General features: G+C 68.6%; 25 protein-coding genes and 1 tRNA gene. 15 read left to right on the top strand and 11 right to left on the bottom strand.

Features of this window, described 5'->3' with window-relative positions; translation table 11 throughout:
• Positions 1-44 precede the first annotated feature (44 nt).
• The 4 genes from J4H92_RS14260 to J4H92_RS14245 form a co-directional block, all read right to left on the bottom strand.
• Positions 45-1,607 carry a sugar ABC transporter ATP-binding protein gene (locus J4H92_RS14260; RefSeq protein WP_208098857.1) on the bottom strand — a complete coding sequence of 521 codons (1,563 nt, stop codon included), beginning with the start codon at positions 1,605-1,607 and terminating at the stop codon, positions 45-47.
• Between the two features lie 73 nt (positions 1,608-1,680).
• Positions 1,681-2,967 (bottom strand): sugar ABC transporter substrate-binding protein, encoded by a 1,287-nt coding sequence (locus tag J4H92_RS14255; RefSeq protein ID WP_208098856.1) that lies wholly within the window; start codon positions 2,965-2,967, stop codon positions 1,681-1,683.
• A gap of 74 nt (positions 2,968-3,041) precedes the next feature.
• Positions 3,042-4,277, bottom strand: a complete 1,236-nt coding sequence (locus J4H92_RS14250) for an acyl-CoA dehydrogenase family protein (RefSeq protein WP_208098855.1) — start codon at positions 4,275-4,277, stop codon at positions 3,042-3,044.
• 26 nt (positions 4,278-4,303) lie between these two features.
• Complete coding sequence (locus J4H92_RS14245) at positions 4,304-5,698, bottom strand: NtaA/DmoA family FMN-dependent monooxygenase (RefSeq protein WP_208098854.1); 1,395 nt, start codon at positions 5,696-5,698, stop codon at positions 4,304-4,306.
• A gap of 205 nt (positions 5,699-5,903) precedes the next feature.
• Between J4H92_RS14245 and J4H92_RS14240 the strand changes: the two genes are divergently transcribed.
• The 7 genes from J4H92_RS14240 (at position 5,904) to J4H92_RS14210 (ending at position 11,878) form a co-directional block, all read left to right on the top strand.
• Positions 5,904-6,860: an ATP-grasp domain-containing protein gene (locus tag J4H92_RS14240; RefSeq protein ID WP_208098853.1), complete on the top strand. Its 957-nt coding sequence runs from the start codon at positions 5,904-5,906 to the stop codon at positions 6,858-6,860.
• 95 nt (positions 6,861-6,955) lie between these two features.
• The gene (locus J4H92_RS14235) at positions 6,956-7,636 is read left to right on the top strand and encodes a CGNR zinc finger domain-containing protein (RefSeq protein WP_208098852.1); all 681 of its coding nucleotides are present in this window, start codon (positions 6,956-6,958) and stop codon (positions 7,634-7,636) included.
• 108 nt (positions 7,637-7,744) lie between these two features.
• A complete protein-coding gene (locus tag J4H92_RS14230; protein WP_208098851.1) occupies positions 7,745-8,701 on the top strand; it encodes a pyridoxal-phosphate dependent enzyme in 957 nt (318 codons plus the stop codon).
• Between the two features lie 124 nt (positions 8,702-8,825).
• Positions 8,826-10,040: a cystathionine gamma-synthase gene (locus J4H92_RS14225; protein ID WP_208098850.1), complete on the top strand. Its 1,215-nt coding sequence runs from the start codon at positions 8,826-8,828 to the stop codon at positions 10,038-10,040.
• Positions 10,037-11,110 (top strand): LLM class flavin-dependent oxidoreductase, encoded by a 1,074-nt coding sequence (locus J4H92_RS14220; RefSeq protein ID WP_243752413.1) that lies wholly within the window; start codon positions 10,037-10,039, stop codon positions 11,108-11,110. Before J4H92_RS14225 ends, J4H92_RS14220 begins: the two co-directional genes overlap by 4 nt.
• A 59-nt stretch (positions 11,111-11,169) precedes the next feature.
• Positions 11,170-11,517 (top strand): carboxymuconolactone decarboxylase family protein, encoded by a 348-nt coding sequence (locus J4H92_RS14215; RefSeq protein WP_208098849.1) that lies wholly within the window; start codon positions 11,170-11,172, stop codon positions 11,515-11,517.
• A gap of 88 nt (positions 11,518-11,605) precedes the next feature.
• Positions 11,606-11,878 carry a 2TM domain-containing protein gene (locus tag J4H92_RS14210; RefSeq protein ID WP_208098848.1) on the top strand — a complete coding sequence of 91 codons (273 nt, stop codon included), beginning with the start codon at positions 11,606-11,608 and terminating at the stop codon, positions 11,876-11,878.
• Here the strand turns inward: J4H92_RS14210 and J4H92_RS14205 are convergent.
• Positions 11,862-12,758 (bottom strand): PucR family transcriptional regulator, encoded by an 897-nt coding sequence (locus J4H92_RS14205; protein ID WP_208098847.1) that lies wholly within the window; start codon positions 12,756-12,758, stop codon positions 11,862-11,864. The genes J4H92_RS14210 and J4H92_RS14205 overlap by 17 nt on opposite strands.
• Before the next feature lie 103 nt (positions 12,759-12,861).
• On the opposite strand from J4H92_RS14205, the gene J4H92_RS14200 reads away from it, so the two are divergent.
• Complete coding sequence (locus J4H92_RS14200; protein WP_279550795.1) at positions 12,862-14,286, top strand: CaiB/BaiF CoA transferase family protein; 1,425 nt, start codon at positions 12,862-12,864, stop codon at positions 14,284-14,286.
• A gap of 196 nt (positions 14,287-14,482) precedes the next feature.
• Complete coding sequence (locus J4H92_RS14195) at positions 14,483-15,643, top strand: acyl-CoA dehydrogenase family protein (protein WP_208098846.1); 1,161 nt, start codon at positions 14,483-14,485, stop codon at positions 15,641-15,643.
• Between the two features lie 206 nt (positions 15,644-15,849).
• On the opposite strand, the gene J4H92_RS14190 is transcribed toward J4H92_RS14195, so the two are convergent.
• On the bottom strand, positions 15,850-16,851 hold the full coding sequence (locus J4H92_RS14190; protein WP_208098845.1) for a hypothetical protein: 1,002 nt from the start codon (positions 16,849-16,851) through the stop codon (positions 15,850-15,852).
• Between the two features lie 264 nt (positions 16,852-17,115).
• Here J4H92_RS14190 and J4H92_RS14185 point away from each other — a divergent pair, with 264 nt between their 5' ends.
• Genes J4H92_RS14185 through J4H92_RS14175 form a run of 3 tightly spaced genes read left to right on the top strand, consistent with a single transcriptional unit; the run spans position 17,116 to position 19,729 of the window.
• A complete protein-coding gene (locus tag J4H92_RS14185) occupies positions 17,116-17,493 on the top strand; it encodes a GntR family transcriptional regulator (RefSeq protein ID WP_208098844.1) in 378 nt (125 codons plus the stop codon).
• On the top strand, positions 17,490-18,590 hold the full coding sequence (locus J4H92_RS14180) for a DUF1648 domain-containing protein (protein WP_208098843.1): 1,101 nt from the start codon (positions 17,490-17,492) through the stop codon (positions 18,588-18,590). Before J4H92_RS14185 ends, J4H92_RS14180 begins: the two co-directional genes overlap by 4 nt.
• A 38-nt stretch (positions 18,591-18,628) precedes the next feature.
• A complete protein-coding gene (locus tag J4H92_RS14175) occupies positions 18,629-19,729 on the top strand; it encodes a CPBP family intramembrane glutamic endopeptidase (RefSeq protein ID WP_208098842.1) in 1,101 nt (366 codons plus the stop codon).
• Here the strand turns inward: J4H92_RS14175 and J4H92_RS14170 are convergent.
• The 3 genes from J4H92_RS14170 to J4H92_RS14160 form a co-directional block, all read right to left on the bottom strand.
• Positions 19,715-20,008, bottom strand: a complete 294-nt coding sequence (locus J4H92_RS14170) for a DUF1905 domain-containing protein (protein WP_208098841.1) — start codon at positions 20,006-20,008, stop codon at positions 19,715-19,717. The two genes, J4H92_RS14175 and J4H92_RS14170, sit on opposite strands and share 15 nt — an antisense overlap.
• Positions 20,009-20,036: 28 nt before the next feature.
• Positions 20,037-20,528 carry an S-ribosylhomocysteine lyase gene (locus J4H92_RS14165; protein WP_208098840.1) on the bottom strand — a complete coding sequence of 164 codons (492 nt, stop codon included), beginning with the start codon at positions 20,526-20,528 and terminating at the stop codon, positions 20,037-20,039.
• Positions 20,529-20,663: 135 nt separating this feature from the next.
• Positions 20,664-20,963 (bottom strand): hypothetical protein, encoded by a 300-nt coding sequence (locus tag J4H92_RS14160; RefSeq protein ID WP_208098839.1) that lies wholly within the window; start codon positions 20,961-20,963, stop codon positions 20,664-20,666.
• 334 nt (positions 20,964-21,297) lie between these two features.
• On the opposite strand from J4H92_RS14160, the gene J4H92_RS14155 reads away from it, so the two are divergent.
• Positions 21,298-21,858 (top strand): phosphorylase family protein, encoded by a 561-nt coding sequence (locus tag J4H92_RS14155; protein ID WP_341783121.1) that lies wholly within the window; start codon positions 21,298-21,300, stop codon positions 21,856-21,858.
• Positions 21,859-21,870: 12 nt separating this feature from the next.
• Here J4H92_RS14155 and J4H92_RS14150 read toward each other — a convergent pair whose 3' ends face one another.
• A complete protein-coding gene (locus tag J4H92_RS14150) occupies positions 21,871-22,041 on the bottom strand; it encodes a hypothetical protein (protein WP_208098837.1) in 171 nt (56 codons plus the stop codon).
• 209 nt (positions 22,042-22,250) lie between these two features.
• On the opposite strand from J4H92_RS14150, the gene J4H92_RS14145 reads away from it, so the two are divergent.
• Both J4H92_RS14145 and J4H92_RS14140 read left to right on the top strand, forming a co-directional pair.
• Positions 22,251-22,341: transfer RNA gene (locus J4H92_RS14145), tRNA-Ser, on the top strand.
• Positions 22,342-22,468: 127 nt separating this feature from the next.
• Positions 22,469-23,914 carry a tyrosine-type recombinase/integrase gene (locus J4H92_RS14140; protein WP_208098836.1) on the top strand — a complete coding sequence of 482 codons (1,446 nt, stop codon included), beginning with the start codon at positions 22,469-22,471 and terminating at the stop codon, positions 23,912-23,914.
• A 141-nt stretch (positions 23,915-24,055) separates the two neighbouring features.
• Here J4H92_RS14140 and J4H92_RS14135 read toward each other — a convergent pair whose 3' ends face one another.
• Entirely contained in the window at positions 24,056-24,349 is a 294-nt protein-coding gene (locus tag J4H92_RS14135; protein WP_208098835.1) for a hypothetical protein, read from the bottom strand.
• Between the last annotated feature and the right edge of the window lie 329 nt (positions 24,350-24,678).

The raw sequence follows: 24,678 nt of genomic DNA, 5'->3' as shown, positions 1-24,678 counted from the left end.
CTCCATCTTGCTTGTGTGCGATTCGGCTTGCGCGAGGCAGACCGCTAGAACATGTGGGCCACGACCTCGTCCTCCTGCGGCTTGGCCTGCGGAGGAGTACGGATATCGGCGACGACGCCCCTGTTCTTGATGACGAGCAAGCGGTCGCTGAGCCCAATCAGCTCGGAGAGATCGTCGCTGATGAGGATGACCGCCGCGCCGCGGCCTGCCGCGGCGCGAACGGCTTCGTAGATCGACTCCCGCGAGCCGGTGTCGACGCCCTGCGTCGGGGAATCGAGAATCACCAGTCTGGGTTCTCTGTGGAGCCACCGGGCGATGAGCACCTTCTGCTGGTTCCCGCCGGAGAGTTCGCTGATGGGCTGCTCGATCCCCACCGCCCGGACGCCGAAATCGCCGAGCAGTCTCCGTGAGCTCTGCTTGGCGAGGCGGCCTCGGAGGATCCCGGAGGGTCGAGAATAGCGGTCGTGGACCGAACCTATGATGAGGTTGAACTCGAGATCCTTCTCGGGGAACACGCCTGCCGAAGCACGATCCTGCGGAAGGTAGACGATCCCGGATTCGACGGCCGTGCGGACGGAGTCGTACCTGACGGTCTTCTCGTCGAGCGACAGTCGATGCCGCGACTTGACCACGCCGGCAAGGATCGACCCGATCTCGTTCTTCCCCGAGCCCTCCAGCCCGGCGAGGCCGAGCACTTCGCCGGGCGCTACGGAGAACTCGACCTCGGGCGCTCCCGGATCGATTCGCAGTCCGCTGACCGTCGCACCGGACCGCACCGGCTCCGCACCCGGAGTCCCGGGGTAGGCCGATTGCAGATCCTCGCGATAGTAGCGATCAGACCGTACTCGCCCGACCATCAGCCGATGGAGGTCGTCTTCTGTGAGCCCGGAGGTCTGCTCTTCGGCGACGAGTCGGCCGTCCTTGAGCACGAGCACCCGGCTGGTGATGTCGAGGATCTCCTCGAGCAGATGCGAGACGAACACGATACTCGCCGACTGGGTCTCCGCGAGTTCGCGCACGACGCGGAGAAAGGTTGCCTCGCCGTGTTTGTCGAGACTCGTCGTGGGCTCGTCGAGGAAGATCACGGGGTGCTCGACCTCGAGGAGGTCGATGGTGGCGAGCACTTTCGCGAAGCTCAAGGTCTGCTTGACGCTGATCGAGAGATCAGAGACGAGGCGTCCCGAGAGCGACTCGGGCAGTCCGAGGCGCGCGAGTGCGCGAACGCTGTATTCGCGGCGGCGACGCTGGTCGATCACGCCGAGTCTGCCGAGCCGTCGTTCCCAGCCCAGCAGGAGGTTCTCCTCGACCGTGCGCGACTCGACCAGCGCGACGTCCTGGTACACCCTGAAGAGCCCGAGCTCGTTGGCTGCGCGGTAGTTCGGTATGTCGACGAGCCTCCCGCCGACACGGATCCTGCCGTGGGACGGCGGGAAGACCCCGGAGAGGATGTTCAGCAGCGTGCTTTTGCCGGCCCCGTTCTCTCCGACGAGCCCCACGATCTCACCGGGGACGAGGGTGAGGGACACGTCGGCCAGCACCGAGAGTCCACCGAACTCCTTGCCGATGTCCTCCAGAACGATCAGTTCGGAGTGTGGATGGTTCGTCATTGCTTCTGGGTTCCTCTGCGTTTCAGGGGGTGGGATGCGGTCCGAGTGGGCGGAGCACCGCCCACTCGGGTCCTCACTCCTCCTCGGACGTGCCCGGGCTGGAGAAGTCGGGGTCGGGATCGAAGGGATCGATCAGATTGTGCGCATCGAGCGTCTGCTGCGCCTCATCGAGAGCGCCTGAGTCGCGCAGCTCCACGAACGTGGCGTTCTCCGCGTATCCCTCCGGCTCCTCCGAGACCGGCCACAGGTGCGGCAGCTCGGCGATCGGCGAATAGATCGCCTGGTAGTCCCAGTCGTCTCCGGAATAGACCTGAGAGATGAGACGCGCGCTGAGCTGCTCGGAGATCGGCCGGTCGTAGCGGGCGAGGTAGTCGTCGACGTTTTCCGCCGTGATCAGCGGCAGGGTGAGTTCCAGCTGCCGCAGGCCGTCATCGGGGAACTCTCCATTCAGCGCGTCGAACAGCAGGGCGGCCTGATGGTAGCCGGTCCAGGCGCCGGGCATGGCTGCTCCGGCCAGGACGAGCCCTTGCTGGATGTACTGGGGCACCACCGTTCCCGCGGCGTGCGCCGAGACGATCAGCACATCCTTTCCCGGCTCCTTGCCGATCGCGCGGATCGCCGCGACGGCGCCCTCGACGTCCGCCGCATCGGTAGCGAAGAAGGCGCCGGCGTTCGGATTGGCGGCGAGGAGATCCGCCACCTTCTGCTGCCCCGTCTCGGCGGTCCACTCGGTGTCGACGTTGCCGACGAGCTCGAGATTGGGATACTTCTCCAGTCCGTCCACCAGTCCGAGGTACGCCTGATTCGAGATGGTGTAGGGGCTTTGGTTGCCGGCCAGAGCTATGATCTCGGTCTGTTCTCCGTCGAGCGCATCGGCGAGGTAGTCGACCGCGTCGGTCGCCGACTGATAGTAGTTCGGGGAGACGTAGCTGACCTGCCGGTCCTCGTCCGCGTCCCATACGGTCTTCCAGTCCTCGTTCTGGAAGATGTTGGCGAAGTACGCGTCATTGGCCGCGAACTTCTTCGACAGCTCCGCGGTATTGGGCGCGGCCAGGTTCAGGCCGATGCCCTTGTACCCGGCATTGAGCAGTGAATCGATCTGCTCGCTCTGTTTCTGTGCGTCTCCGTTCGCGTTGAGGACACGCACATCCGTCGCGCCGAGCTGCTCGGCCGCAGCCTGGAATGACTCGCCGTACTCCGTGTTCCACGGATTCGAATTGGCGACGACGACGGCGAGCTTCACACTCGTGTCGCCCTGGGTTTCACCGATCTCCGCGGCGGCGTCCGAGGAGCATGCGGCGAGGAGCAGGCCGGCGCCGAGTATCAGGCCGAACGAGGCGACGGTTCTGGACTTCTTCATTGGGCTTCCTTTTCTGTGCATCGAGATGGAACGTTTCCGGACGGAGAACCCGGCGGTGTCGGGGCTGCTCGGCCTCATGCGGCGGTCCGCTTGCTCAGATCCGTTCCGCTGAACCAGGCGCGGAACGGCGACCGGCCATTGAGCTCGTAGTCTCCGAGTGCCGTGAGCCGGTAGGGGATCGGGTTATGGCTCGCCAGGGTGCGGGCATTGCGCCAGAAGCGATCCCAGCCCTGCGCTCCGGAGAGCGCGGAGGCCCCTCCGACATCGAACAGGCGGGTGGTGGCATCCAACACGGCCCGCACGACGAGATACTGCGCGCGATACACCTGCAATTCGATATGATCCTCGAGTTCGGGTGAAACGGTGCGGGTGATGATCGCGTCGAACAGGCCGTCGAGCTCCGCGCCGATCTGCTCCGTCAGAGTCTCGGCCAGGTAGGCCGCTGAGCTCGTCTCTCCGATGACCGCCTGCACCACCGGATCGTCCTTCGGAAGCTCACCGCGGCCCTGGGAGAAGTAACGGCGGCGTTCGCGCACGTATCCGGTCACCCGGCGGTGAGCGTCACGGGCGATGCCGGCGAGTGCGGCGAGATGGAACTGCTGAGCCCAGGATGTGGCGTAGCTGTCGAGGGCGATGGTCTCCGGAAGTTGCCAGTCCGACTCGATCTCGACATCGGTGAACCGGCTGGTTCCGCTCGCGGTCAGTCGTTGCCCGAATCCGTCCCAGTCGTCCAGGAGGTCGACGCCTTCGGCCCCGCTGCGCACGACGACGTGAACCACTTCTCCGCTCGACTCGTCTTCGGCGATGGTGGCCACCCAGTCGGCGTAGAGTGAACCGGTGCTGTAGAACTTCGTCCCGTTCAAGAGTCGCCGCCCGTCGGGTGCGGTGGTGACGCTGGTCGAGAAACGATCGCTGTTCGTCGCGCCTCGCTCCGTTGCCGCTCCTCCGAGCAGAGCGCCTTTGGCGACCTCTCCGATCCAGCGGTCCCGCTGCGCCGAGGCGGGAGCGGTCAGCAGCGCCTCCACATAGATGAAGTGTGAGCGGAACAACTGGACGTAGTTGGAGTCCGCCGTCCCGAGTCCTACCAGCACACGGCTGAACTCTGAGGGGCTGAGGCCTGCTCCGCCGAGCTCCTCGGGCAGCCGCAGGGCTCCGAACCCGCGCGCGGCGAGCTCGCGCACGTGCGCGTACGGCAGCTCTCGTCGGGCCTCCTGCGCGGCGGCGGCGTCGGAGATGGCGCCGAGGACATCCCGATACCGCTCGAGTGCGCGGGCGACGCGGTCGCTACCGGTGGGGGGTGTGGTGGTCACGTTCATCAGTCCTCTCGCGACGAATCTCAGACGCCTGCTGCTGGTCGAAGGCTCGGCTGGCGACCGTAGTGCGACTCGGGCAGACGATCCCCGGCGCCGAACAGCTTCTGACGCAGGGTGCCGGGCGCGTACTCCTCCTGCGCGAGACCGCGTGAACGCAGGACGGGGACGACGTGGTCGACCCATTCGTCCCACCAACCGAGTGTCGTGATCGGGACGACGTTGAATCCGTCGACGCCCGCGTCCACCCACTCCCGGACATGATCCGCGATCTGCTCCGGAGTGCCGGCGAATTTTCCCGGCAGCAGCGCGTGGTCGATCAGGTATTCGCGCCAGGTCAGATCCCTCCCCTCGCCGAGATCGGCGTCGACGATGGCGCGGAAGATCGATCGCACGTGGTCGCCGAGCGCTATACGGTCCTTGAGCTCGGAGAGCGGCGTCTCCGGATCGACGGAGGTGAAGTCGACACCGCTGCCGCCGCTGTAGAACCCCACGAGTCCGTCGAAGTCGATATTGTCCCGCAGATACTGCTGCTTGCGCAGGGCTTCCTCCTCGGTCGAGCCGATCACCGTGGAGAGCTGGACGATCGTCTTGACGGCTCCCGGTTCGCGTCCGAACTCGACGACCTGCTGATTCAGCGCGGCGATGTCGTTCCGTGCGGCGTCCGGGGTGAACGATGGGAGGAACGTGACCTCGGCATTGCGTGCGGCGAAGGCCCGTCCGGCCGTCGAGTTTCCGGCCTGGAAGAGCACTGGAGATCTTTGCGGAGACGGCTCGACGAGATGCGGTCCCTGGACGCGGTAGCGCTCGCCGACATGGTCGATCGTGCGGATCCGTTCCGGATCGAAGAGGACCCCGGTGCCGGGATCGTGCACGACGGCCTCGTCGTCCCAGGAGTGCTCCCAGAGCTTGTACGTGACGTCGAGGTATTCCTGCGCCCAGACGTATCTGTCGGCATGCGGTGCGATGGTGTCGTAGCCGAAGTTGCGGAAGCCGTTGCTCAGATACGAGGTGACGATGTTCCAGGCGATCCGGCCGTGCGTGTAGTGATCGAGCGTGGAGAGACGTCGGGCGAACGAGAACGGGTGGTCCTGGATGATATTGCTGGTGATCGCGATCCCGAGGTGCTCGGTCACGTATCCGAGGGCCGACACGATCGACGCGGGATCGTTCCCGGGGAACTGCGACCCCGCCCGAATGGTCGCGGTGCCGTCCCCGTACTCCAGATCGTAGACGCCCACGACGTCCGCGATGAACAGCGCGTCGAGCTTCCCGCGCTCGAGCGTCTTCACCACGTCGATGTAGGGCTGCAGATCCTTGTAGCCGTACTGCACCTGGCCTTCCGGGGTGCGCCAGTACCCGTGACTGTGATGGTTCGGGGTGAGGTGGAGGAAGCCGTTGTAGATGGGGGGCCTGGTCATTTCGGAGGAGCGCCTTTCGCGGGGGTTCGGTGAGGGGTCAGAGCGATCACCTCGATGGAGCTGCGATGAGGTTGATGAAACGAGTATGGGATAAACGCATGACGCCGAGGACGAATACGACCGAGTATTTCATCAAGTTACGCGCTATTAAGTGGCGTCGATAGTGCAGTAGCCCGGTGCGTGAGGTCCTGATAGCGTTATGCCTATGACTCATCACTTGCCGCTGTATGTGATCCATGAAAACCCGGAGTGGTTCGCTCCGGTGGCCGAGGCGTTCGAGCGCGAGGGCATCGAGGTGCGCGAGTGGGTGCTCGACGAGCGCGCGGCGGGCGAGATCGATCTCTCCTCGGAGCCGCCCCAGGGCGTCTTCTGGTCGCGCCTCAGCGCGTCCGCGCACACCCGGGGCAACGCGCACGCGAAGGAGTACGGCCGCTCCCTGCTCGCCTGGCTGGAGGATGCCGGCCGGCGGGTGGTCGGGGGGCGGGCCGTGCTCGACCTCGAGGTGAGCAAGGCGCATCAGCACCTGCTCCTGCAGCGCCACGGCTTCGACGTGCCCCGCACCACCGCCGTGTTCGGGCGGAGCGGGCTGACGTCCGCGGCCCGCACCTTCCCGGCGCCCTTCATCGTCAAGCACAACCAGGGCGGCAAGGGCTTCAGCGTGCGACGGCTCGACAGTCACGGGGAGCTCGAGTACTACGTGTCGACGCTCGACGACTTCGAGGAGCCGATCGACGGCATCACGCTCATCCAGGAGTATCTGCCGAGCGCGGCGCCCTTCGTGACCCGCGCCGAGTTCGTCGGCGGGGAGTTCCTCTACGCCGTGCGCGTCGACACGTCGGAGGGCAGCTTCGAGCTGTGCCCCGCGGTTCCCGGCGACGAGCAGGCACCCGAGAAGAGCAGGTTCTCGCTCCGCGAGGACATCGCCGAGCACCCGATCATCGCCCGCTACGAGGAGTTCCTCGCCGATGCCGGTATCGAGATCGCGGGCATCGAGTTCATCGAGACCGTCGACGGGCGGCTCGTCACCTACGACATCAACACCAACACCAATTACAACCCGGGCGTCGAGGTCCAGGCGGAACGGCCCGGCACCCGGGCCCTCGTGGAGTTCTTCTCCGGGCTGACCGTCGGCCGCGAGGCCTCGGCCCTGGTCGGCGCCTGAGGCATGAGCGCCCGAAGCCGATCGAGAGCACGGATGCGGATGGACAGTAGGATCGTGGGAAAGACGCCGTCGGGCGCCGGGACGAACGAGAAGCCATGACCACAGCAGCGAACCCTCAGGCTCTCGACGATACCGCCGACACGAACGCCCGCGGGCTTCCGGAGCCGAACGGCGCCGTGCCGACGGCGAAGGACCTGAAGCTGCAGCTGCGCAGCGGCCGGCTCAGCCTGGACTTCATCGCGACGCTGGGGGAGTGGGAGGGCCGGCGGATCGAGCGCATCGTCGATTCCGCCCAGTGGCTGTGCTGGCTCGGCAAGGCCCGGGTGGTGTGCCCGCCCGCGGCCACCGAGGGCGATCTGCGCGAGATGCAGGAACTCCGCGAGCACGCCTACCGCGTCATCCGCGCGAAGGTGGAAGAGACGACGCCTCCCCTCGACTCCCTCGCCGTGATCAACCGTTTCGCGTTGACCCCGCCCCCGCCCCCGCAGATCGACGACGACGGGCGCACCCTCAAACGCGCCCTCATGCAGCGGCCGGACGAGGTGCTCTCCGTGATCGCGCGCGATCTGATCGACCTGCTCTCGGGCCCGCTGCAGAACCGTATCCGCAAGTGCGAGGAGGAGAGCTGCGAGTTCTACTTCGCCGACAACTCGCGGCCGGGCCGCCGACGCTGGTGTACCAGCTGCGGCGCCGCAGCGGCGTCGGCACGCTACCGCAACCGGCGGAACCGGGAGCTGGCCAAGCAGCAGCGCGACGCTGCGCGCGCCTCGAGCTAGCGCATCGTCGCACTCCCCATCGCACCGCCGCAGCGCGGCACTCCCCGCCGGTGCCGCTGCCGGGCGCATCGCCCGGGCCGCTCCCATCCGCTTCCCGTGAAGGAAACCATGCGCTACGCATCGAGCATCGTCGATACGATCGGCGGCACCCCGCTCATCCGCCTCGGCCGCATCGCCTCGGGCGTCGAGGCCACCGTGCTCGCCAAGGTCGAGTACTTCAACCCCGGCGAGTCCGCGAAGGATCGCATCGCCGTCGGCCTCATCGACGCGGCCGAGCGGGAGGGACTCCTGCGGCCCGGCGGAACCATCGTCGAACCCACCAGCGGAAACACGGGCGTGGGTCTGGCGCTCGTCGCGCAGCAGCGCGGCTACCGCTGCGTGTTCGTGGTGCCCGACAAGGTCGCCGAGGACAAGCGCGCCGTGCTCCGCGCCTACGGGGCCGAGGTCGTGGTCACCCCGACCGACGTGACGCCGGAGGATCCGCGATCCTATTACCGCGTCTCCGACCGGCTGGTCGATGAGATCCCCGGCGCGTACAAGCCGAACCAGTACGAGAACCCGAATGGACCGCGCAGCCACTACGAGAGCACCGGCCCGGAGATCTGGGCCGACACCGAGGGCAGGATCACCCACTTCGTCGCGGGCATCGGCACCGGCGGCACGATCAGCGGCACCGGGCGCTACCTCAAGGAGGCCTCCGAGGGGGGCGTGCGGATCGTCGGCGTGGATCCCGTCGGCTCGATCTACTCCGGCGGGCCCGTGCACGGCTACCTGCTGGAGGGAGTGGGCGAGGACTTCTGGCCCGGGGCCTACGATCCGAGCGTCGTCGACGAACTGCAGCGCGTGGGCGACGCCGAGGCGTTCGCGATCACCCGGCGCCTCGCCAGGGAGGAGGGGCTGCTCGTGGGCGGATCCAGCGGCATGGCGGTCGCCGGCGCGCTGCGCGCCGCCCGCTCGCTGCCCGCGGAAGCCGTGGTGGTGGTGCTGCTGCCGGACGGCGGGCGCGGCTACCTCTCCAAGGTCTTCGACGACGCCTGGCTCGCCGAGCACGGCTTCGACACCTGACCGAGCGGACCGGGAGGCCGGCGCACGACCCCTGGAGCGCGGCGCGCCCGCGGCGCCGCAGACGACCGGACACCGAGAGCGCGGAACACAGAGAACTGCAGAGCACAGAGAGCAAAGGAACACCATGACCCACTCAGCGCACGATGAGCCGTCCGGCCCGGCCGGTTTCGACAGCCTCGCCATCCATGCGGGCCAGGCCTTCGACCCCACCACGGGCGCGGTGATCCCGCCCGTCTACCTCTCCTCCACCTTCGTCCAGCGCAGCATCGGCGATCTCCGCGGCGGCTACGAATACAGTCGCAGCGCCAACCCGACGCGCACGGCGCTCGAGCAGCAGCTCGCCGGTATCGAACGCGGGGCGCACGGCCTCTCGTTCCCCTCCGGTCTCGCCGCGGAGGACGCGCTCCTGCGCACCGTGCTCCGCCCCGGCGACGAGGTGCTCACCGGCAACGACCTCTACGGCGGCACCTACCGTCTGCTCGCCCGGGTGCTCGAGCCCTGGGGGATCGCGGTGCGGGTGGTCGACACGACCGACCTCGACGCGGTGCGCGCCGAGCTGTCGGCCTCCCCGGCGAAGGTGCTCTGGATCGAGACGCCCAGCAACCCGCTGCTGCGCGTCAGCGACATCGCGGCGCTCTCGTCCCTCGCCCACGAGTTCGGCGCCCTCGCGGTCGTCGACAACACCTTCGCCACTCCCGCGCTGCAGCAGCCGCTCGCCCTCGGCGCGGACGCGGTCGTGCACTCCGCGACCAAGTACCTCGGCGGGCACTCGGACGTGATCGGCGGCGCGATCGTGCTGAACGACGACGAGCTGGCCGAGCGCCTGCGCTTCGTGCAGAACTCCACCGGATCCGTCTCGGGTCCCCTCGACGCCTGGCTGACGAGCCGCGGAATCAAGACCCTCGGGGTGCGCGTGCAGCGGCACAGCGAGAACGCCCTCGCCGTCGCGCGGTTCCTCGAGGCGTCGGGTCGGGTCGCGGCCGTCCACTACCCGGGGCTCGCCTCCCATCCGGATCACGAACTCGCCAGGCGTCAGCTCGCGGCCGGTTTCGGGGGGATCGTCTCCGTCTCCCTCGGCAGCTCGGACGCCGCTCGGCGCTTCACCGAGTCGGCCGGGCTCTTCCAGCTCGCCGAGTCGCTCGGCGGCGTCGAGTCGCTCGCCAACTATCCGCACGCGATGACCCACGCCTCCCTTCAGGGCACCGAGCTCGCGGTGCCCGACGATCTCGTGCGGCTCTCCGTCGGCATCGAGAGCGTCGACGATCTGCTCCGGGACCTCGGGCGCGCCCTCGACGCCGCGGACGGTGCCGTCTCCGCCCGTGCGGAGGACGCCCGATGACCAGCCGGCCGGGTCCGTCGCGCATCCGGTTCGGCTACTGGACGCCGATCTTCGGCGGCTGGCTGCGCAACGTCGAGGATGAGGCGACGCCGTCGAGCTTCTCCCACCTCGCCGAGATCGCGCGCGCCGCGGAGGACGGCGGCTTCGACCTCACCCTCGTGCCCGAGCTGAACCTGAACGACATCAAGGGGCCGAACGCGCCGGCGCTCGATGCCTGGAGCGTGGTCGCGGCGCTCGCGGCGGTCACGCGCAGTCTCGAGCTGCTGGTCGCGATCCGCCCCGGCTTCCACAACCCCGCGCTGACGGCGAAGCAGGCCAGCACGATCGACGAGATCAGCGGCGGACGCCTCACGCTCAACGTCGTCTCGGCCTGGTGGGAGGAGGAGGCCCGCCAGTACGGCGGCGTCTTCACCGCACACGACGACCGTTACGCCCGGTCGATCGAGTTCGTCGACGTGCTGCGCGGGCTCTGGACGGAGACGCCCTTCAGCTACTCGGGCGCGCACTACACGCTCGACGGCACCGTCCTCGAACCGAAGCCGAGCGTCGTCCCCCGTGTCTACGCGGGTGGCGAGAGCGAAGCCGGCCGCGACGCGATCGCTCGCTTCGCCGACGCCTATCTCACCCACGGCGGCACGGTCGAGGAATTGCAGCGCAAGGTGCAGGATCTGCGGGATCGGCGCGAGCGGGCGGGAAACCCGGCGTTCGCGGCCTTCGGCATGGCCGGCTACGCGATCGTGCGCGGCACCGAGGCGGAGGCCGAGGAGGAGCTCGCGCGGATCACGGATGTGCGGGGCAGTGCGGAGGGCTACGCCTCGTACCAGGATTTCGTGAGCAAGTCGCAGCTCGACACCGAGGTCGACCTGCGCGACTACTCGGTCTCGAACCGCGGCCTGCGGCCCGGCTTCGTCGGCACCCCGGATCAGGTCGCCGAGCGCTTCATCCGCTTCGCCGACGCGGGAGTATCGACCTTCCTCCTGCAGTTCTCCCCGCATCTCCCCGAACTCGCCCGCTTCGCCGAGGAGGTGATCCCGCGCGTGCGCCGACTGGAGGACGCGCGGAGCGGATGACGTCCGCGGCACGACAGCGCAACACGACACCGCAGCACCCCGGAACCGAGAGGAACGACATGACCCACTTCTTCGACCGCGAGCAGGACCGCGCTTACACCCGCGTCTACACGCAGCGCACCCCCGACATCCAGAAGGCCTTCGGCGCCTTCAACGCGGCCGTCTTCGCCGAGGACGGCCGGGAGATCCCGCTGAAGTACCGCGAGCTGATCGCGCTCGCCGTGGGCATCACGACGCAGTGCGCGTACTGCATCGACGCCCACACCGCGAGCGCGGTCCGCGCCGGGGCGAGCGAGGGGGAGCTCGCCGAGGCCGCCTGGGTGGCGACGGCGATCCGGGCGGGCGGCGGGTACGCGCACGGGCGGCTCGCGTTCAAGCTCGCCGACGAGCACCGGCACGACGGCTGAGCCCGCATGGTCGCATCCGGGATCCCGGTCCCGGGACCATGAGTGAGGATCCCGTGCGGATTCCGGTGCGGCGCGTTAGAGTGGCATCGTGAACGATGATCTGAGAGAGGCCGCGCGGAAGCGCATCGAGGGCAAGCGCGCGTTCTGGCGACTCCTGTTCGTGTTCGTGATCATCGCGATCATCCTGAACGTGGTCTGGCTGGCGAGCGGCTACCGCGAGTACTACTGGCCGGTCTGGCCGATGCTGGGCTTCGCCATCGCTCTTCTTTTCACCGCGCTGAACGCCTTCGGTCCCGGAAGCAAGCCGATCTCCGACGAAGCGATCGACCGGGAGGTCCGCCGGATCAACGGCGAGGGCTAGCCGCCCGGGCCGACTCCCCGGCGGCCGGCTCCGGATCCGCCGGACGGGGATCCGCGTCGGTGACCAGCCGCAGCGCCATCCAGAGTTCTGCACGGTCGTCTGCGCTGGAGAGCGAGCACTCGGTGAGCGCCTCGATCCGCTCCAGCCGATGCCGCAGCGTGTTGCGGTGGATGCCGAGTTCGCGGACGGTCGGGTTCGCCCGCCCGCCGGTCGCCAGATAGGCGCGCAGCGTGCGCCGCAGGGTGAGCGCCTCCTCGCCGCGCTCGCTGAGCGGACCGAGGATCTGATCGCCGATCGCCCGTCCGCCCGCGGCGAGCATCTCGATCATCGGGTTGCCGTGGTCGGCCCAGAGGGTGAGCGTGGCGCGCTTCATGCCGCGCCCCAGCGCGTCGCCGAGCAGCGGCTCGCCCAGCGCAACGGCCCGCGCCCGGGCAGAGGCCAGACTGTTGGGTGCCTGCTCGGTTCCGGTCACCCGCCCGATGGCCAGATCCAGCATGTGCGAGCCTGCGAGTTCGACGACCGTCTCGAGTCCGTCCTCGACGCCCGCGTTCCCGGCGTCGACCGAGAGCAGGAGCACGAGTTCCGCGAGGCCCGGTCGGTGCGGGATGCCGAGATCGGCCGCGGGGATCGCGAAGTGCGGCGATGGAGTGCTCCGGAACTCCTCGAGGAAGGCCGTGATCCGTTCCGGCGCGCCGCGGGCCAGCGCCGCGCGGAGCTGGCGGGGGAGGGTCTGCTCCGGCCAGCACACCCCGAGCGCGGCTGAGGCGTCGTCGTATCTGCCGCGCGCGATGAGCGCGCCGATCCTGGATCTGCGGAGGTGTTCGCTGGGGTGGTCCCACCGTCGCGCCCCGTCCTCGTCGCGTCCCGTCTCGGAGTTCATCGCGGCTCCCCATCCTATGATCTCGATCTGCACAATATATGCCACTAGATTGTGCAATTCGTACCTTACCCGATGCGGCATCCGGGTCGTAGCCTGAGTCGTGATGACCACCGGAGGACCAGTGACGCAACCAGAACAGCCGAGCACGCCTGCAGCTCACGGAGGATCGGCCGCGCCGAGCGGAACGGCTCCCTCGCCGCAGGCCGCCGAACCGCCGCGCAGTGCTGGTCACGAGCGGACCTTAGGTCCGCTCGACGACGATGCCGTCGAGGCGCCGCGCAGTGCTGGTCACGAGCGGACCATAGGTCCGCTCGACGGAATCCGGGTCGCCGACTTCTCCCGTGTGCTGGCCGGGCCGTACGCCACGATGATCCTCGCCGACCTCGGCGCCGACGTCATCAAGATCGAGAGCCCGGACGGCGACGGCACGCGGCAGTGGTCGCCGCCCGTCAACGCCGTCGGCCAGAGCACCTACTTCGCCGGAGTGAACCGGGGCAAGCGCTCGGTGGTGTGCGATCTGCGCTCGGAGGCCGGCATCGCCCGTGCCCGCGAGCTGGCGACGAGCGCCGACGTGGTGATCGAGAACTTCAAACCGGGCACGATGGAGAGGTTCGGGCTCGGCTACGAAGCCGTCTCCGCCGCGAACCCCGGCGTGGTCTACTGCTCGATCTCCGGCTTCGGCGACACCGCCGGAAAGGATCTGCCCGGCTACGATCTGCTCGTGCAGGCCGTCGGCGGCCTCATGAGCATCACCGGGCAGCCCGACGACGAGGGCGGGCAGCCGACCAAGGTCGGCGTCGCGCTCGTCGACATCTTGACCGGTCTCAACGCCGTGATCGGCATCCAGGCCGCGCTCCGTGCCAGGGATCGCGCGTCCGGCCACGGCCCGCACGGCGGTGCTGATGGCACGTCTGGCCGAGGCCAGCACGGCAGCGTCGATGGCACGGTCGGCCGCGGCCAACACGTGCGTGTGACGCTGCTCGGCTCGTTGCTCTCGGCGCTCGCCAATCAGGCCTCCTCGACGCTCGAGACCGGTGTCTCGCCGGGACGGATGGGCAACGCGCACCCCTCGATCTCGCCCTACGAGACGTTCCGCGCCGAGGATCAGCCGCTCGCGCTCGCCGTCGGCACCGACGGGCAGTTCGCGCGCATGTGCCGGGTGATCGGGCGCCCCGAGCTGGCCGAGGATCCCCGCTTCGCCGACAATCCGTCGCGGGTCGCGCACCGGGCGGCACTGCGCGAGCTGTTGGAGGAGCGTCTGCTCACGCGTCCGGCGGCCGAGTGGATCGCCGAGTTCACCGCCGAGCAGATCCCCGCCGGCCGGGTGAACACCATCGCGCAGGCGATCGAGCTCGCCGAATCGCTCGACCTCGGGATCGTGGCCGAGACGCCCGCGCAGGGCGCCGACGGCGACACCCGCGCGCTGCGCTCCATCGCGACCCCCATCTCGCTCTCCGCGACGCCCGCGAGCTACGGCACCCCGCCGCCCGCCCTCGGCGAGCACGACGGCGCGACGTGGCTGAGGTGAGAGCGGTGGGTGCGGCTATCCGGATTTCTTCGCGGAGCGGGAACCCCCGTCGTGTCATACGAAGATGCGCAGGGTCGCACATCTTCATACGACACGCGAGCCCGATGCTCACGAATCCGGATAGCCGCACCCACCGCGGCCCCGACCCTGCACGAACGACTGCTGAAACAACGGAACCGCAAGCCAAGGAGCACCCATGACCACCATCGACCAGCTCTTCGACATCGCCGACCACGTCTCCGCCGAGGAGCGCGAGTGGCAGCTGAAGGCGCGCGAGTTCGCGCAGACCCGCATCGCGCCGATCATCGACCAGGCGTTCGAGGATCGGCGCCTGCCCGTCGAGCTGCTGCCCGAGGTCGGCGAGTTCGGCGCCTTCGGCATGTACCTGCACGGCTACGGGCTGCGGGGCGCGTCGTCGGTGGCCTACGGGCTCGTCGCGCTGGAGTTCGAGGCCGTCGACTCGGGCTTCCGCACCGCGCTGTCGGTGCAGGGGTCGCTCGCGATGGGCGCCATCTACAAGTTCGGCAGCGAGGAGCAGAAGCAGCGCTGGCTGCCCGCGATGGGCCGCGGCGAGGCCGTCGGCTTCTTCGGTCTGACCGAGCCGCAGGGCGGATCCGACCCCTCCACCATGCTGACGACGGCGCGCCGCGAGGGCGACGCCTGGGTGCTCAACGGCAAGAAGCGCTGGATCGGGCTCGCCACGATCGCGCAGGTCGGCGTGATCTGGGCGAAGGACGAGGAGGGCGTGGTGCGCGGCTTCGTCGTGCCGACCGACACGCCGGGCTTCCAGGCCACCGCGATCGAGAACAAGCTCTCGATGCGCGCCTCGCTGCAGACCGAGATCGAGCTGACGGACGTGCGCCTGCCGCTCGACGCGATCCTGCCCGAGGCGAAGGGGCTCTCGGCACCGTTCAAGTGCCTCAACGAGGCCCGCTACGGGATCGCCTGGGGCGTCATGGGCGCGGCGCGTTCCTGCCTGGAGGCGGCGGTCGCCCGCTCGCAGTCCCGCGAGTCGTTCGGCTCGCCGATCGGCGGCAAGCAGATCATCCAGGCGCAGCTCGCCGACATGTTCCTCGAATACCAGAAGGGGCTGCTGCTCGCGCTGCACCTCGGACGGCTGAAGGACGCCGGCAAGCTCACGTACGGGCAGATCTCCGTCGGCAAGCTCAACAACGTGCGCGAGGCCATCGGGATCGCCTCGAACGCCCGCTCGATCCTGGGCGGCGACGGCATCACGAGCGACTTCCCGGTGATGCGCCACATGGCGAACCTCGAGTCGGTGCGCACCTACGAGGGCACCGACGAGGTGCACCAGCTCGTGATCGGCCGGGAGCTCACCGGCCTCGCCGCCTTCTGAGCCCCGCGTGCCGGCCGGCTCCGCCGCCCGCCTCGCCGTCCCCCGCCCCCACCGGCACCACACCGCCGCCCCACTGCTGCCACACCGCCGCTCCACCTCCGCGAATGCGGATCCGCTTCGTGGGTGCGGGTGGTTTCTGCCGCACAACTCGTCCGCGCCTGTGTAACACGTCCGCATCCGAGCGGTTCCGAGCGCCGTCGGAGGGCTCAGTGCAGGTCGAGGATCGTGCGCGTCCGCGGATCGACCGGTGGCGCGATACCGAAGGCGCGCAGGTGCGCGGCGGTGGCGTGCGGGGTGAGCGCCTCGCTCCAGCCGCCGCGCAGCACGCGGTAGTCGGTGGTGCCCCGCACCCAGTCCTCCCGTTTCTTCTCCGCGAGGAGCACCCCGTCCGGGCTCTTGCCATTGCGGTATTCGGCCTCGGTGTACTTCGCTCGGCCGTCGGCCTCGAAGAAGGTGCGGTATCCGACGAGCTCGAAGTCCATCCGATACACACCTCCTGACGGCGAGCGGACCGGCGCCTGCGTCCGCACCTCGAAGCCGAGCCGCGCGAACTGCAGTCGGTACAGGCTTTCGAGCGGGGAGTCGGCGGCACTGTCCAGGAACCGCAGCACGCGGTTCGCCCGCCGGTGCCCCCGCGTGCCGGGAAGCGCGGCGAGTTGCCGGATCAGTGCGGTGCGGTGCGTCTCCTGCGAGTGGCGACTCGCCCCGGCCAGGCGGCGCAAGACGGCATCGCCGACCACGATCCCCTGCTCGAACGCGGAGGTACGCGCGACGTCGATGAGCGTGCGCTCTGGACTCGTGTGTAGGAGGCCGCCGGATCGATGCACGTCGCGCTCGTCAAAATCCTGACGGTGTCGGAGAACGTCGGCGGAACTGTCGTTCCTCCCGTCGCGCGGTTGCAGGGTGTGCACTTTCGCGGCGTCGAAACGAAGCAGCGGCAGACCGAGGATCGCCGCCCCGGTCTCATGCGAGAAGATCGGAGCGCGCGTCGCTCGGAAGTGTGCGCAGAGAGCCCGCAGCAGATGCTGCTCGACGAGGGTGCGTTCCGTCCAATCGCGCATGGTGAGAAACCAGCCGGGAGAGAGACGGAGCACTTCGCCGCGGCGCACGGCGGTCTGGATCGCTCGGTCGCTCATCCCGGACGCGCGCAGCGATCCGCGTGTGTGCAGCATTGCGAGCAGACCATCGAGATCGGGGAGGGTGTCCATGCGCATCAGTCTTGCCCGTTCTCGACGCCGTCGTGGCTGGCCGGACCTCATCTGTGGATAAGGTTCGGCTTCCCGTTCTTGTGGACGACGAACTGTCGTCGGTGGTGGTGGTGGCTTTGCTATGCGGATCCGCTTCGCGAGTGCGGATCCGATGTGCGGGGCATCCCATCCGCTCCCGCGAAATGGATCCGCGCCCGCATTGCCAGACAAGTCCAAGTGTCTATAAGTTATAGTGAAAGTAGAACTAACGAAGGGAGTGCGTTCATGCTGCTGTCGATCGATGCCGCGAGCGAGCGGCCGATCTACGCGCAGCTCGCGGACGCCGTGCGCCGTGCTGTCGCGAGGGGAGAACTGCGCGTGGGCGAGAAGCTGCCGCCGGCCGGCGAGGTCGCGATCGGCTTGGGCGTGAACAAGCACACCGTGCTGCGGGCCTATCAGGAGCTGCGCGACGAAGGCCTCGTCGATCTGCGGCGCGGCCGCGGCGCGGTGATCACCTCGCTCGCCGACGAGATCGCCCTGCTGCGCCGCGACGCCGCACGGATCGCCGAGCGGGCGCGAGGGCTGGGAGTGTCGCCCCGGACGCTGGCCGCGCTGCTGCAGATCCCGAGCCCGACGCGCAGCGACGAGGGGAGAACCGCATGAACCGGCACGACGACGGATACGACGAAGACGACGGATACGATGAGCGCGCCGCAGCCGGCCCGGACGGAGACGGCCACCCCCTCTCGCCGGCCCAGCGGCTCGAGCTCGCTCAGGCGCGCCGCGCCGCGCGCTGGATCGGGCTGATCCTGCCGCTCGCGCTGACCGCGGCGGCAACCGTCATCACGGCCGTTTGGATCCCGCGCCTGCCGGACCCGATGGCGATGCGCTGGGGCGCGGACCTCGAGCCCAGCGGCTTCGGTCCGCCATGGACGAATGCGGCGCTCGCGCTCGGCATCGGCCTGCTGCTCGCCGCGCTCTCCCTGCTGCAGGGAGCGTCGCTCGGTCGCCGCACCGTGGTCTGGTCGTCGATGAACCGGTTCCTTCCGGCGCTGGTGCTCGGATCGACGGTGCTGGTCCAGACGCTCGCCGTCGGCACCGCGCTGGTGCAGCTCGACGTGGCCGACGCCCGCGCGGCCGGGTCGGTCGGACCCGTGCTGGCGCTCGCCTTCGGCTTCGTGCTGCTCGCTGGGATCGTCGGATTTCTCATGCAGCCGCGCCTCCGGATCGCCGGACCCGATGACGCCCGTGCCGATCCGCTGCCGCTCGGGCCGGGGGAGCGCGCCGTGTGGCTGGGTGAGACACGCCTCGGCAATCCGTTTCTCGCTCTGGTGACCGCCCTCGCCGCACTGCCGCTCGTCGTGCTGGTCGTCGCCCTCGCGGTGGGCAGCCCGGTCTGGTGGGCCGTGCCGCTGCCGTTTCTCGTCTTCACCCTCGCCTGGGCGGTGGCCTCGCGGTACCGCGTGCGCATCGACGGCGGCGGCATCGAAGCCCGCGCGGTGCTCGGCCGGCCCGTCTTCCGGGTGCCCGCGAGCGACATCGTCTCGGTGCGCGCGGCCGAGATCGCTCCGTTCGCCGAATTCGGCGGCTGGGGGATCCGCTGGGCGCCCGGCAGGTTCGGCGTGGTCCTGCGCACCGGTCCCGGTATCGTGGTGACCCGCGGCGACGGTCGGACCTGGACGGTGACCGTCGACCGACCCGAGCGGGGCGCCGCGCTCCTCGCCGCGGTGGCGGAGCGCGCGCGGGGCGCAGCGGGATGAACCCGGAGCGCGGCGGAATGCAGGCTGAGAGGAGCGGAATGAACGCGGAAAGCACCGAAGCGACCGAGACGGCCGGGGCGACCGGCGCGGCCGAGGGGGCCGAGGCCGGTGCGGCTCCGGCGCGCGCGGATCGGCCGGATCGGGTGCCGTGGCGCGCGGTGGCGCTGTTCGTCGGACTCGCCCTCGGCCTCGCCTGGCTCGTGGCGCTGCCGCTGTGGCTCATGGGCCCGGGGGATCCGATGTTCACGACGCTGTTCGGGCTGATCGCCGCGGCGATGATGCTCACGCCCGCCCTCGCGACCGTCGCGGTGGTGTTCGCGGCCCGAACGCCGCGCCGTGAGCGCCTGCGCTTTCTCGGCATGTGGCCGCTGCGCCCGGCGAAGCGGGTGGTGTGGTTCTCGGTCGCGGCGCTCTTCGCGCCGCTCGTGATCGCGCTGCTCGCGGTCGTGGTCGCCGGGGTCCTCGGCTGGGTGCGGCTCGATCCGGTGGGGCTCTCCGGCTTCACCGAGCTGAACGAGGCGGCGCTGCCGGAGGGGATGGATCCGGCGGTCCTGCCGCCCGCGGGCGCGCTCATCGCGATCCAGCTCGCACTGTTCCCGATCGTCGCCATCGTCCCCAATGCGCTGCTCGGCTTCGGCGAGGAGCTCGGCTGGCGCGGGTGGCTGCTGCCCGCGCTGCGACCGCTCGGCACCTGGCCCGCGCTCCTGGTCAGCGGAGTGATCTGGGGGCTCTGGCACGCGCCGCTGACGCTGCTCGGCCACAACTACGGGCTCTTCGACTGGCGCGGCGTGGCGCTGATGACCGTCAACTGCGTCGTCTGGGGAGTGCTCTTCGGCTGGCTGCGCCTGCGCACCGGCTCGGTCTGGCCCGCGGCCATCGCGCACGGGGCGCTCAACGGCACCGGTGGGATGGTCCTGTGGTTCATCGCCGCGGGCGAGACCGTCGATCCGGTGCTCGCCACCGTCGCGGGGGCGTCCGGCTGGATCGTGGTGGCTCTCGTCATCGCGGTGCTGGCGCTGAGCGGCCGGTTCCGATCGCAGCCGCAACTCGCCCCGAGGCGGGCGCGGATCGGGCCTCCGGGGGTGGAGCCGGCGGCGGGCTCGCGCGATCCGGAGCCCTCGCGCTCAGAGGTCGAGTAGCTCGATCCGCACGGTCGTCTCCCGGCCGACCTCGACGCCTTCGGCCTCGCGCACCGCGCGCTTCAGCGGCAGGATGAAGCGCTCCGGCGAGGCCTGGAAGATCGACGTCCGCCAGACGGTGAGGCCGATCCGCGCCTCGACGCGCATCGAGTCGAAGTCGCGGCGCGGGCGGGGGATCTCGGCGAGGTCCGCCGAGAGATCCTCGGGCAGATCGACGAAGACCCACTCGTCCCTGCGCGCCTCCCAGCGGTAGGGGACGGCCGAGAACTCGACGAACACACCGGCACCTGGAACGGGGCGGCGGGGATCAGGCCAGTTTCGAGCGGTCGAAGGGGTCGAGGCTGATGCCCCGCTCGAGCACGAGTCGGCTCCACTCCCGAGCGGAGTGGAGCGAGTGGTCGCGGTAGTTGCCGCAGCTGATCGCGTCGGTGCCGGGCACGTCGTCCCAGGAGACGCGCTCGGCGATGTCGGCGAGGGAGGTCTTGATCGCGGCGGCGACCTCCGCGGGATCCGGCTCGCCCCACACGATCAGGTGGAAGCCGGTGCGGCAGCCGAAGGGCGAGATGTCGATCACTCCCGCGAGTCTCGTGCGCAGCAGGCCGGCGATCGTGTGCTCGATCGTGTGCAGGCCGGCGGTCGGGATCTCGCCCTCGTTGGGCTGGACCAGGCGGATGTCGTAGTTGGTGATGGCGTCGCCCTTCGGCCCCAGCTCGACCGCGATCTTGCGCACGTAGGGCGCGCGCACCTTCGTGTGGTCGAGTTGAAAGCTCTCGACTTCGGCCAGTTCGACGTCGCTCATGATGCTCCTTGCCTGCGGTTCCGAGGGGCGGTGCGCGTCGCGCGCCCCTCCGACAACGCTACGCGATCCCCGGGCCTTTCGTCTCGGTCCGGGGATCGCGTTACGCCGTCTTGCCCGGTGCCCGGGCCCCGCGCGCTACGCGGCCGCCCGGCTGAGGGTGATGCTGGCCGCGGGGCCTTCGCGATCCACCCGGATCTCCCAGCCGCGTCCGGCGAGCGCGGCGAGGTCGTCCCGAGCCGCGTCGAACCGGTCGGTTCCGACCTGGTAGAGGGTGCGACCGGCGGCCCGGTAGACGGAGCGGTGCTGCGCCCAGCCCGGGATGCGAGGGGCGCCGGCTTCGCCGAACTCGTGGTACGGCGTGCGCGCACGGCCGAGGCCGGCGGTGCCGGCGGTGGCGCCGGCGTCGATATCGATGTTGCTGTGTTCGATGGTCATGATGAGTCCTTTCTGCGCGCGCTGCGCGGTGCATACGCGCTGCGTCGAGGCCGAGTCGACAGGATTCCCGTGTGGAAGAAGGCTCGGGGTCGAACTGGTCGACCGGCCCGCGGACGAACCCTGAAGGACTGCGCTGCGACGCAAGATGAGCGGGTGCTGCGCCGAGTTGCGGATCGTCGCCTCATCAGGCGGAGACCGGCGCTCGCACGCTCAAGTTACTCATGATACACGGTGGGAGACCTCTGGTCAAGGGTCGGGATCCGAGCGCCCCGCCGGGCGTCCGGATCCCGCGGTAAGCTGGAGCGATCGTCCGAACACACCCAGGAGGTCCGCCGTGCCCGGTGACACGCTGCTCGTCTTCGCGCACGGGGACGAGGCCGCCGCCTTCGTCTCCGCCGGGGTGCCGCACCTACTCACCGGGGTGGGGAAGGTCAACGCCGCGCTCGAGCTGACCCGAGGGGTCCTCGACGGCTCGCCGCCCGACCGGGTCGTGGTGCTCGGCACCGCGGGCGCGGTGAGCGACGACGCCCGGCTCGACACGGTCTACCAGATCTCCGCCGGCGTGCAGCACGATTTCTCGCTGCCCTCGCCCCGGCTCGAACTGGCCGATCCGATCATCGACGAGACGGCGGTGATCGCCACCGGCGACGTGTTCGTGCAGGACGACGCGCAGCGCGCCGTGCTCGCCGCGCTCGGCGCAACGCTGGTCGACATGGAGACCTACGCCTATGCGAGCGTCTGCGCTCGCCTGGGCATCCCGCTGCAGGTGTTCAAGACGCCGTCCGACTTCGCCGACAGTTCGACCACTCAGGACGAGTGGGACGGCATCGCGGGCGCGAAGAGCCGGCAGCTCTTCGCGTTCGTCGAGGAGCGCCTCCCCGAGCTGTTGGGCTGAGCCGGGAAGGGGTCAGCCGTAGGGGTTGACGGTCTTCTTGTGGGTCTCGGTGTCGCGGATCAGTGCGGGATCGCTGTCCCCCTTGCGCGGGTCGACGTCATCGTCGGAGTGGTCGGTGGCGCCGTCGAGCACCGGGGTGTCGATCGTCTCGGCGGATTCTTCTGGGGTCTTCTTCTCGCTCATACCGCTCAACATACCGGGTCTTCCTGCGCCGGACCAGGGCGGTGGAGGCCGACCCCCGAGCGTCTTGCTGCAGGGCTGATCCGGCAGTAGCCGGGCGGTTCACCTTTCCTGGCGCCCCATTACTGCCGGATCGAGCAGCAGTGAGGATCGCCGTCGCATCACCGGAGGCCGATTCGCGCGACCGGGTCGTTTCGCGTAAACTCTTCCGCGGTGACGTGTCCGAGCGGCCGAAGGTGCGACTCTCGAAAAGTCGTGTAGGGTAACCCCCTACCGTGGGTTCAAATCCCACCGTCACCGCCACGTGAAGCGCATGATCTCAATGGAAAGTCAAATCGTTGAGATCATGCGCTTCTCTCGTCGGTCGACATGGTTGCGTGAGTTGACCTGGTGAGTTGACTTCTCTGATCTAGCGGTGCAGCGTTGAATCGTGATCGAGTTCGACCGGGAGGATCAGGAGCGGCTTTTGCGCTCCGGTCTGAAGAAACATGGACCCAAAGGCCAGCGCCGACCCAAGAAGCGTGCTGATGGCGAGGGTTCCGTGTTCACGGTGGAGCGAACTCGGAAGGATGGCACGACCGTCACCTACTTCTGGGCAGCCAAGACCGTTGAGCTGGGCAGCGAGCGGAAGAAGTTCACCGCACAGGCTCGTACCGAACGGGAAGCCATCGAAAAGCGGGATCTCAAGATCCTCAGGGCGCGGGTGGAATACGGACTCGAGTCCCCGGATAGCATCCCGCCAGATCCTAGGATCGCCAAGCTCACCGTGGCTGACTGCCTCCTCGACTGGCTCAAGGAGCGCAGGCGGGAAGATCTGGCGCCTGCCACGATCCACATGTATGACGCTCGCATCCGTAACCACTTACTGCCTGCCTTCGGGAGCCGCCCAGTTCGGGGACTTACCTACGAAGAACTGAAGGTCTACTTCACCGAGACGCTACCCGACAAGGGTTTGGGTGTGGACTCGATTCGGCAGACGTTCATCTGCTTCAAGAGCGCATTGGACTACTACGTGAGAGACGGCATTCTCTACCGGCACCCGATGGTGGGGCTCAAAGCTCCAGCGAAGAAAGCCAAAACTGCCGAGGACACGCTCGCCATCAGGAAGGCGGCAGATAAGCTCGGCCACCTCATCATCCAGGAAGCGCGCAATGAAGGCCAAGAACTGCGCTGGGTCTTCGGGCTCCTGGGACTCCGACAGGCCGAGGTGCTGGGCCTCACTGATGACTGCTTCGTGGAGCGGGACGGGCTCTTCCGGCTCCTGGTAAAGCAGCAGCTTCAGCGGGAAGGTGCTCGGCATGGGTGCGAGCTCGACGGCGATACCGGCAAGTGGAGCTGCGGTGAGCAGACCACCCGGTGCCCGCAGCGGATCGGGGAGAACCGCTGGGTGCTCACGGACACGAAGACAACGAGCGGGAGGCGAGAGATCGCGCTCACTGCCCAGGCCTGGCTCATGATCTACGAGCACATCCAAACGGTGAAGCAGCGGAGGGCAGAACCGGACTTCAAGCCCGAGAAGGGTGCAGGACTCGATCGGCTCATCTTCACCCGGAAGGACGGGAAGCCGATCTATGGTCAGCGCGACAGGAAGGAACTGAGCAGGCTCCTAGAACAGATCGAGTATAGGTACGGGCTGCCGGAGGGCATGACCGTCCACACGCTTCGACACATGGCGACCACCAAGCTCATCGACGGCGGAGCTGATCGGGATCACCTCATCGCCACGATGGGATGGAGCCCGAAGAATGCTGATGCGCAGATCGCTACTTACAGCAGCGCGGACTATGCGAAGCAAGCAGCGCCTACCCTGGCGGCGTACCTCGATGACTACCTCAGTGAGAAGCGGCCCGACTTCACCGGCTGGGAAGAGCTCTGAGGGGCAGCAGAACGCGGGTCTAGGGAAAGTCCTAGCAGTCGGTCTAGCGTCGCTCTCGTACTGCTAGACAGCAGAAGCCCCCGGTGTCCTCGGGGTAGTCGAGGAGCCGGGGGCTTCGGCGATTTGCGTCTTGGCAGGGGTTCATATCAGGTAGGGGTAGTCGCCATCTGTTGCCGTGACCTCTTCGACGAGCGTGACCTCGCTCTCGGGGAAGCTGAAGCTGAATGCCTTGAAGTCAGCCAGCATCTCGTTGGCCTCATCTGCGCCGTAGCTGCGCTGCGCCCAGAGGTAGGCCTGGCCTTCCGTGCAGTGGAGTGCGCCACCCACTTCCCCGAGGAGGTGGCGCTGCTGAAGCTCGGCCCGTAGCTGGGCCAGCGGAACAGTGAAGTAGTCAGCCAAGGCCTCAACGGGAATCCAGCGGGTAGCGGTGCTCATGCTGCCTTCTTCTGGTCGAGGAAGCCCGGCGAGACCTTCTTCAGCTCTGTCGCTGCGTAGCTTCGGAAGAAATCCCCGAGGAAGCGTCCGCTTTCGAAGGGCTCCTGCTCGAAGCGCTTGAAGTTAGCCCGCAGGAAATCCGCAGCCTCATCGATGCTCTCGAAGTGATGCGGCTCGCGACAGCCCTTTCGGGTGCAGCGGCCTAGGTGTAGTTCCCCGGGACGTTGTGAACGTCTGAGCTGAGATGAAGACCTCCGGCAGGATGTGGGTTACCACACTCACCATCCACCGGAGGTCTTCATGCCCCACGCTAACGCACCCCTTACCCC

Source organism: Leucobacter weissii (assembly GCF_017565745.1).
Lineage (GTDB): Bacteria > Actinomycetota > Actinomycetes > Actinomycetales > Microbacteriaceae > Leucobacter > Leucobacter weissii.
This window is presented reverse-complemented; position numbering and strand designations above follow the sequence as displayed.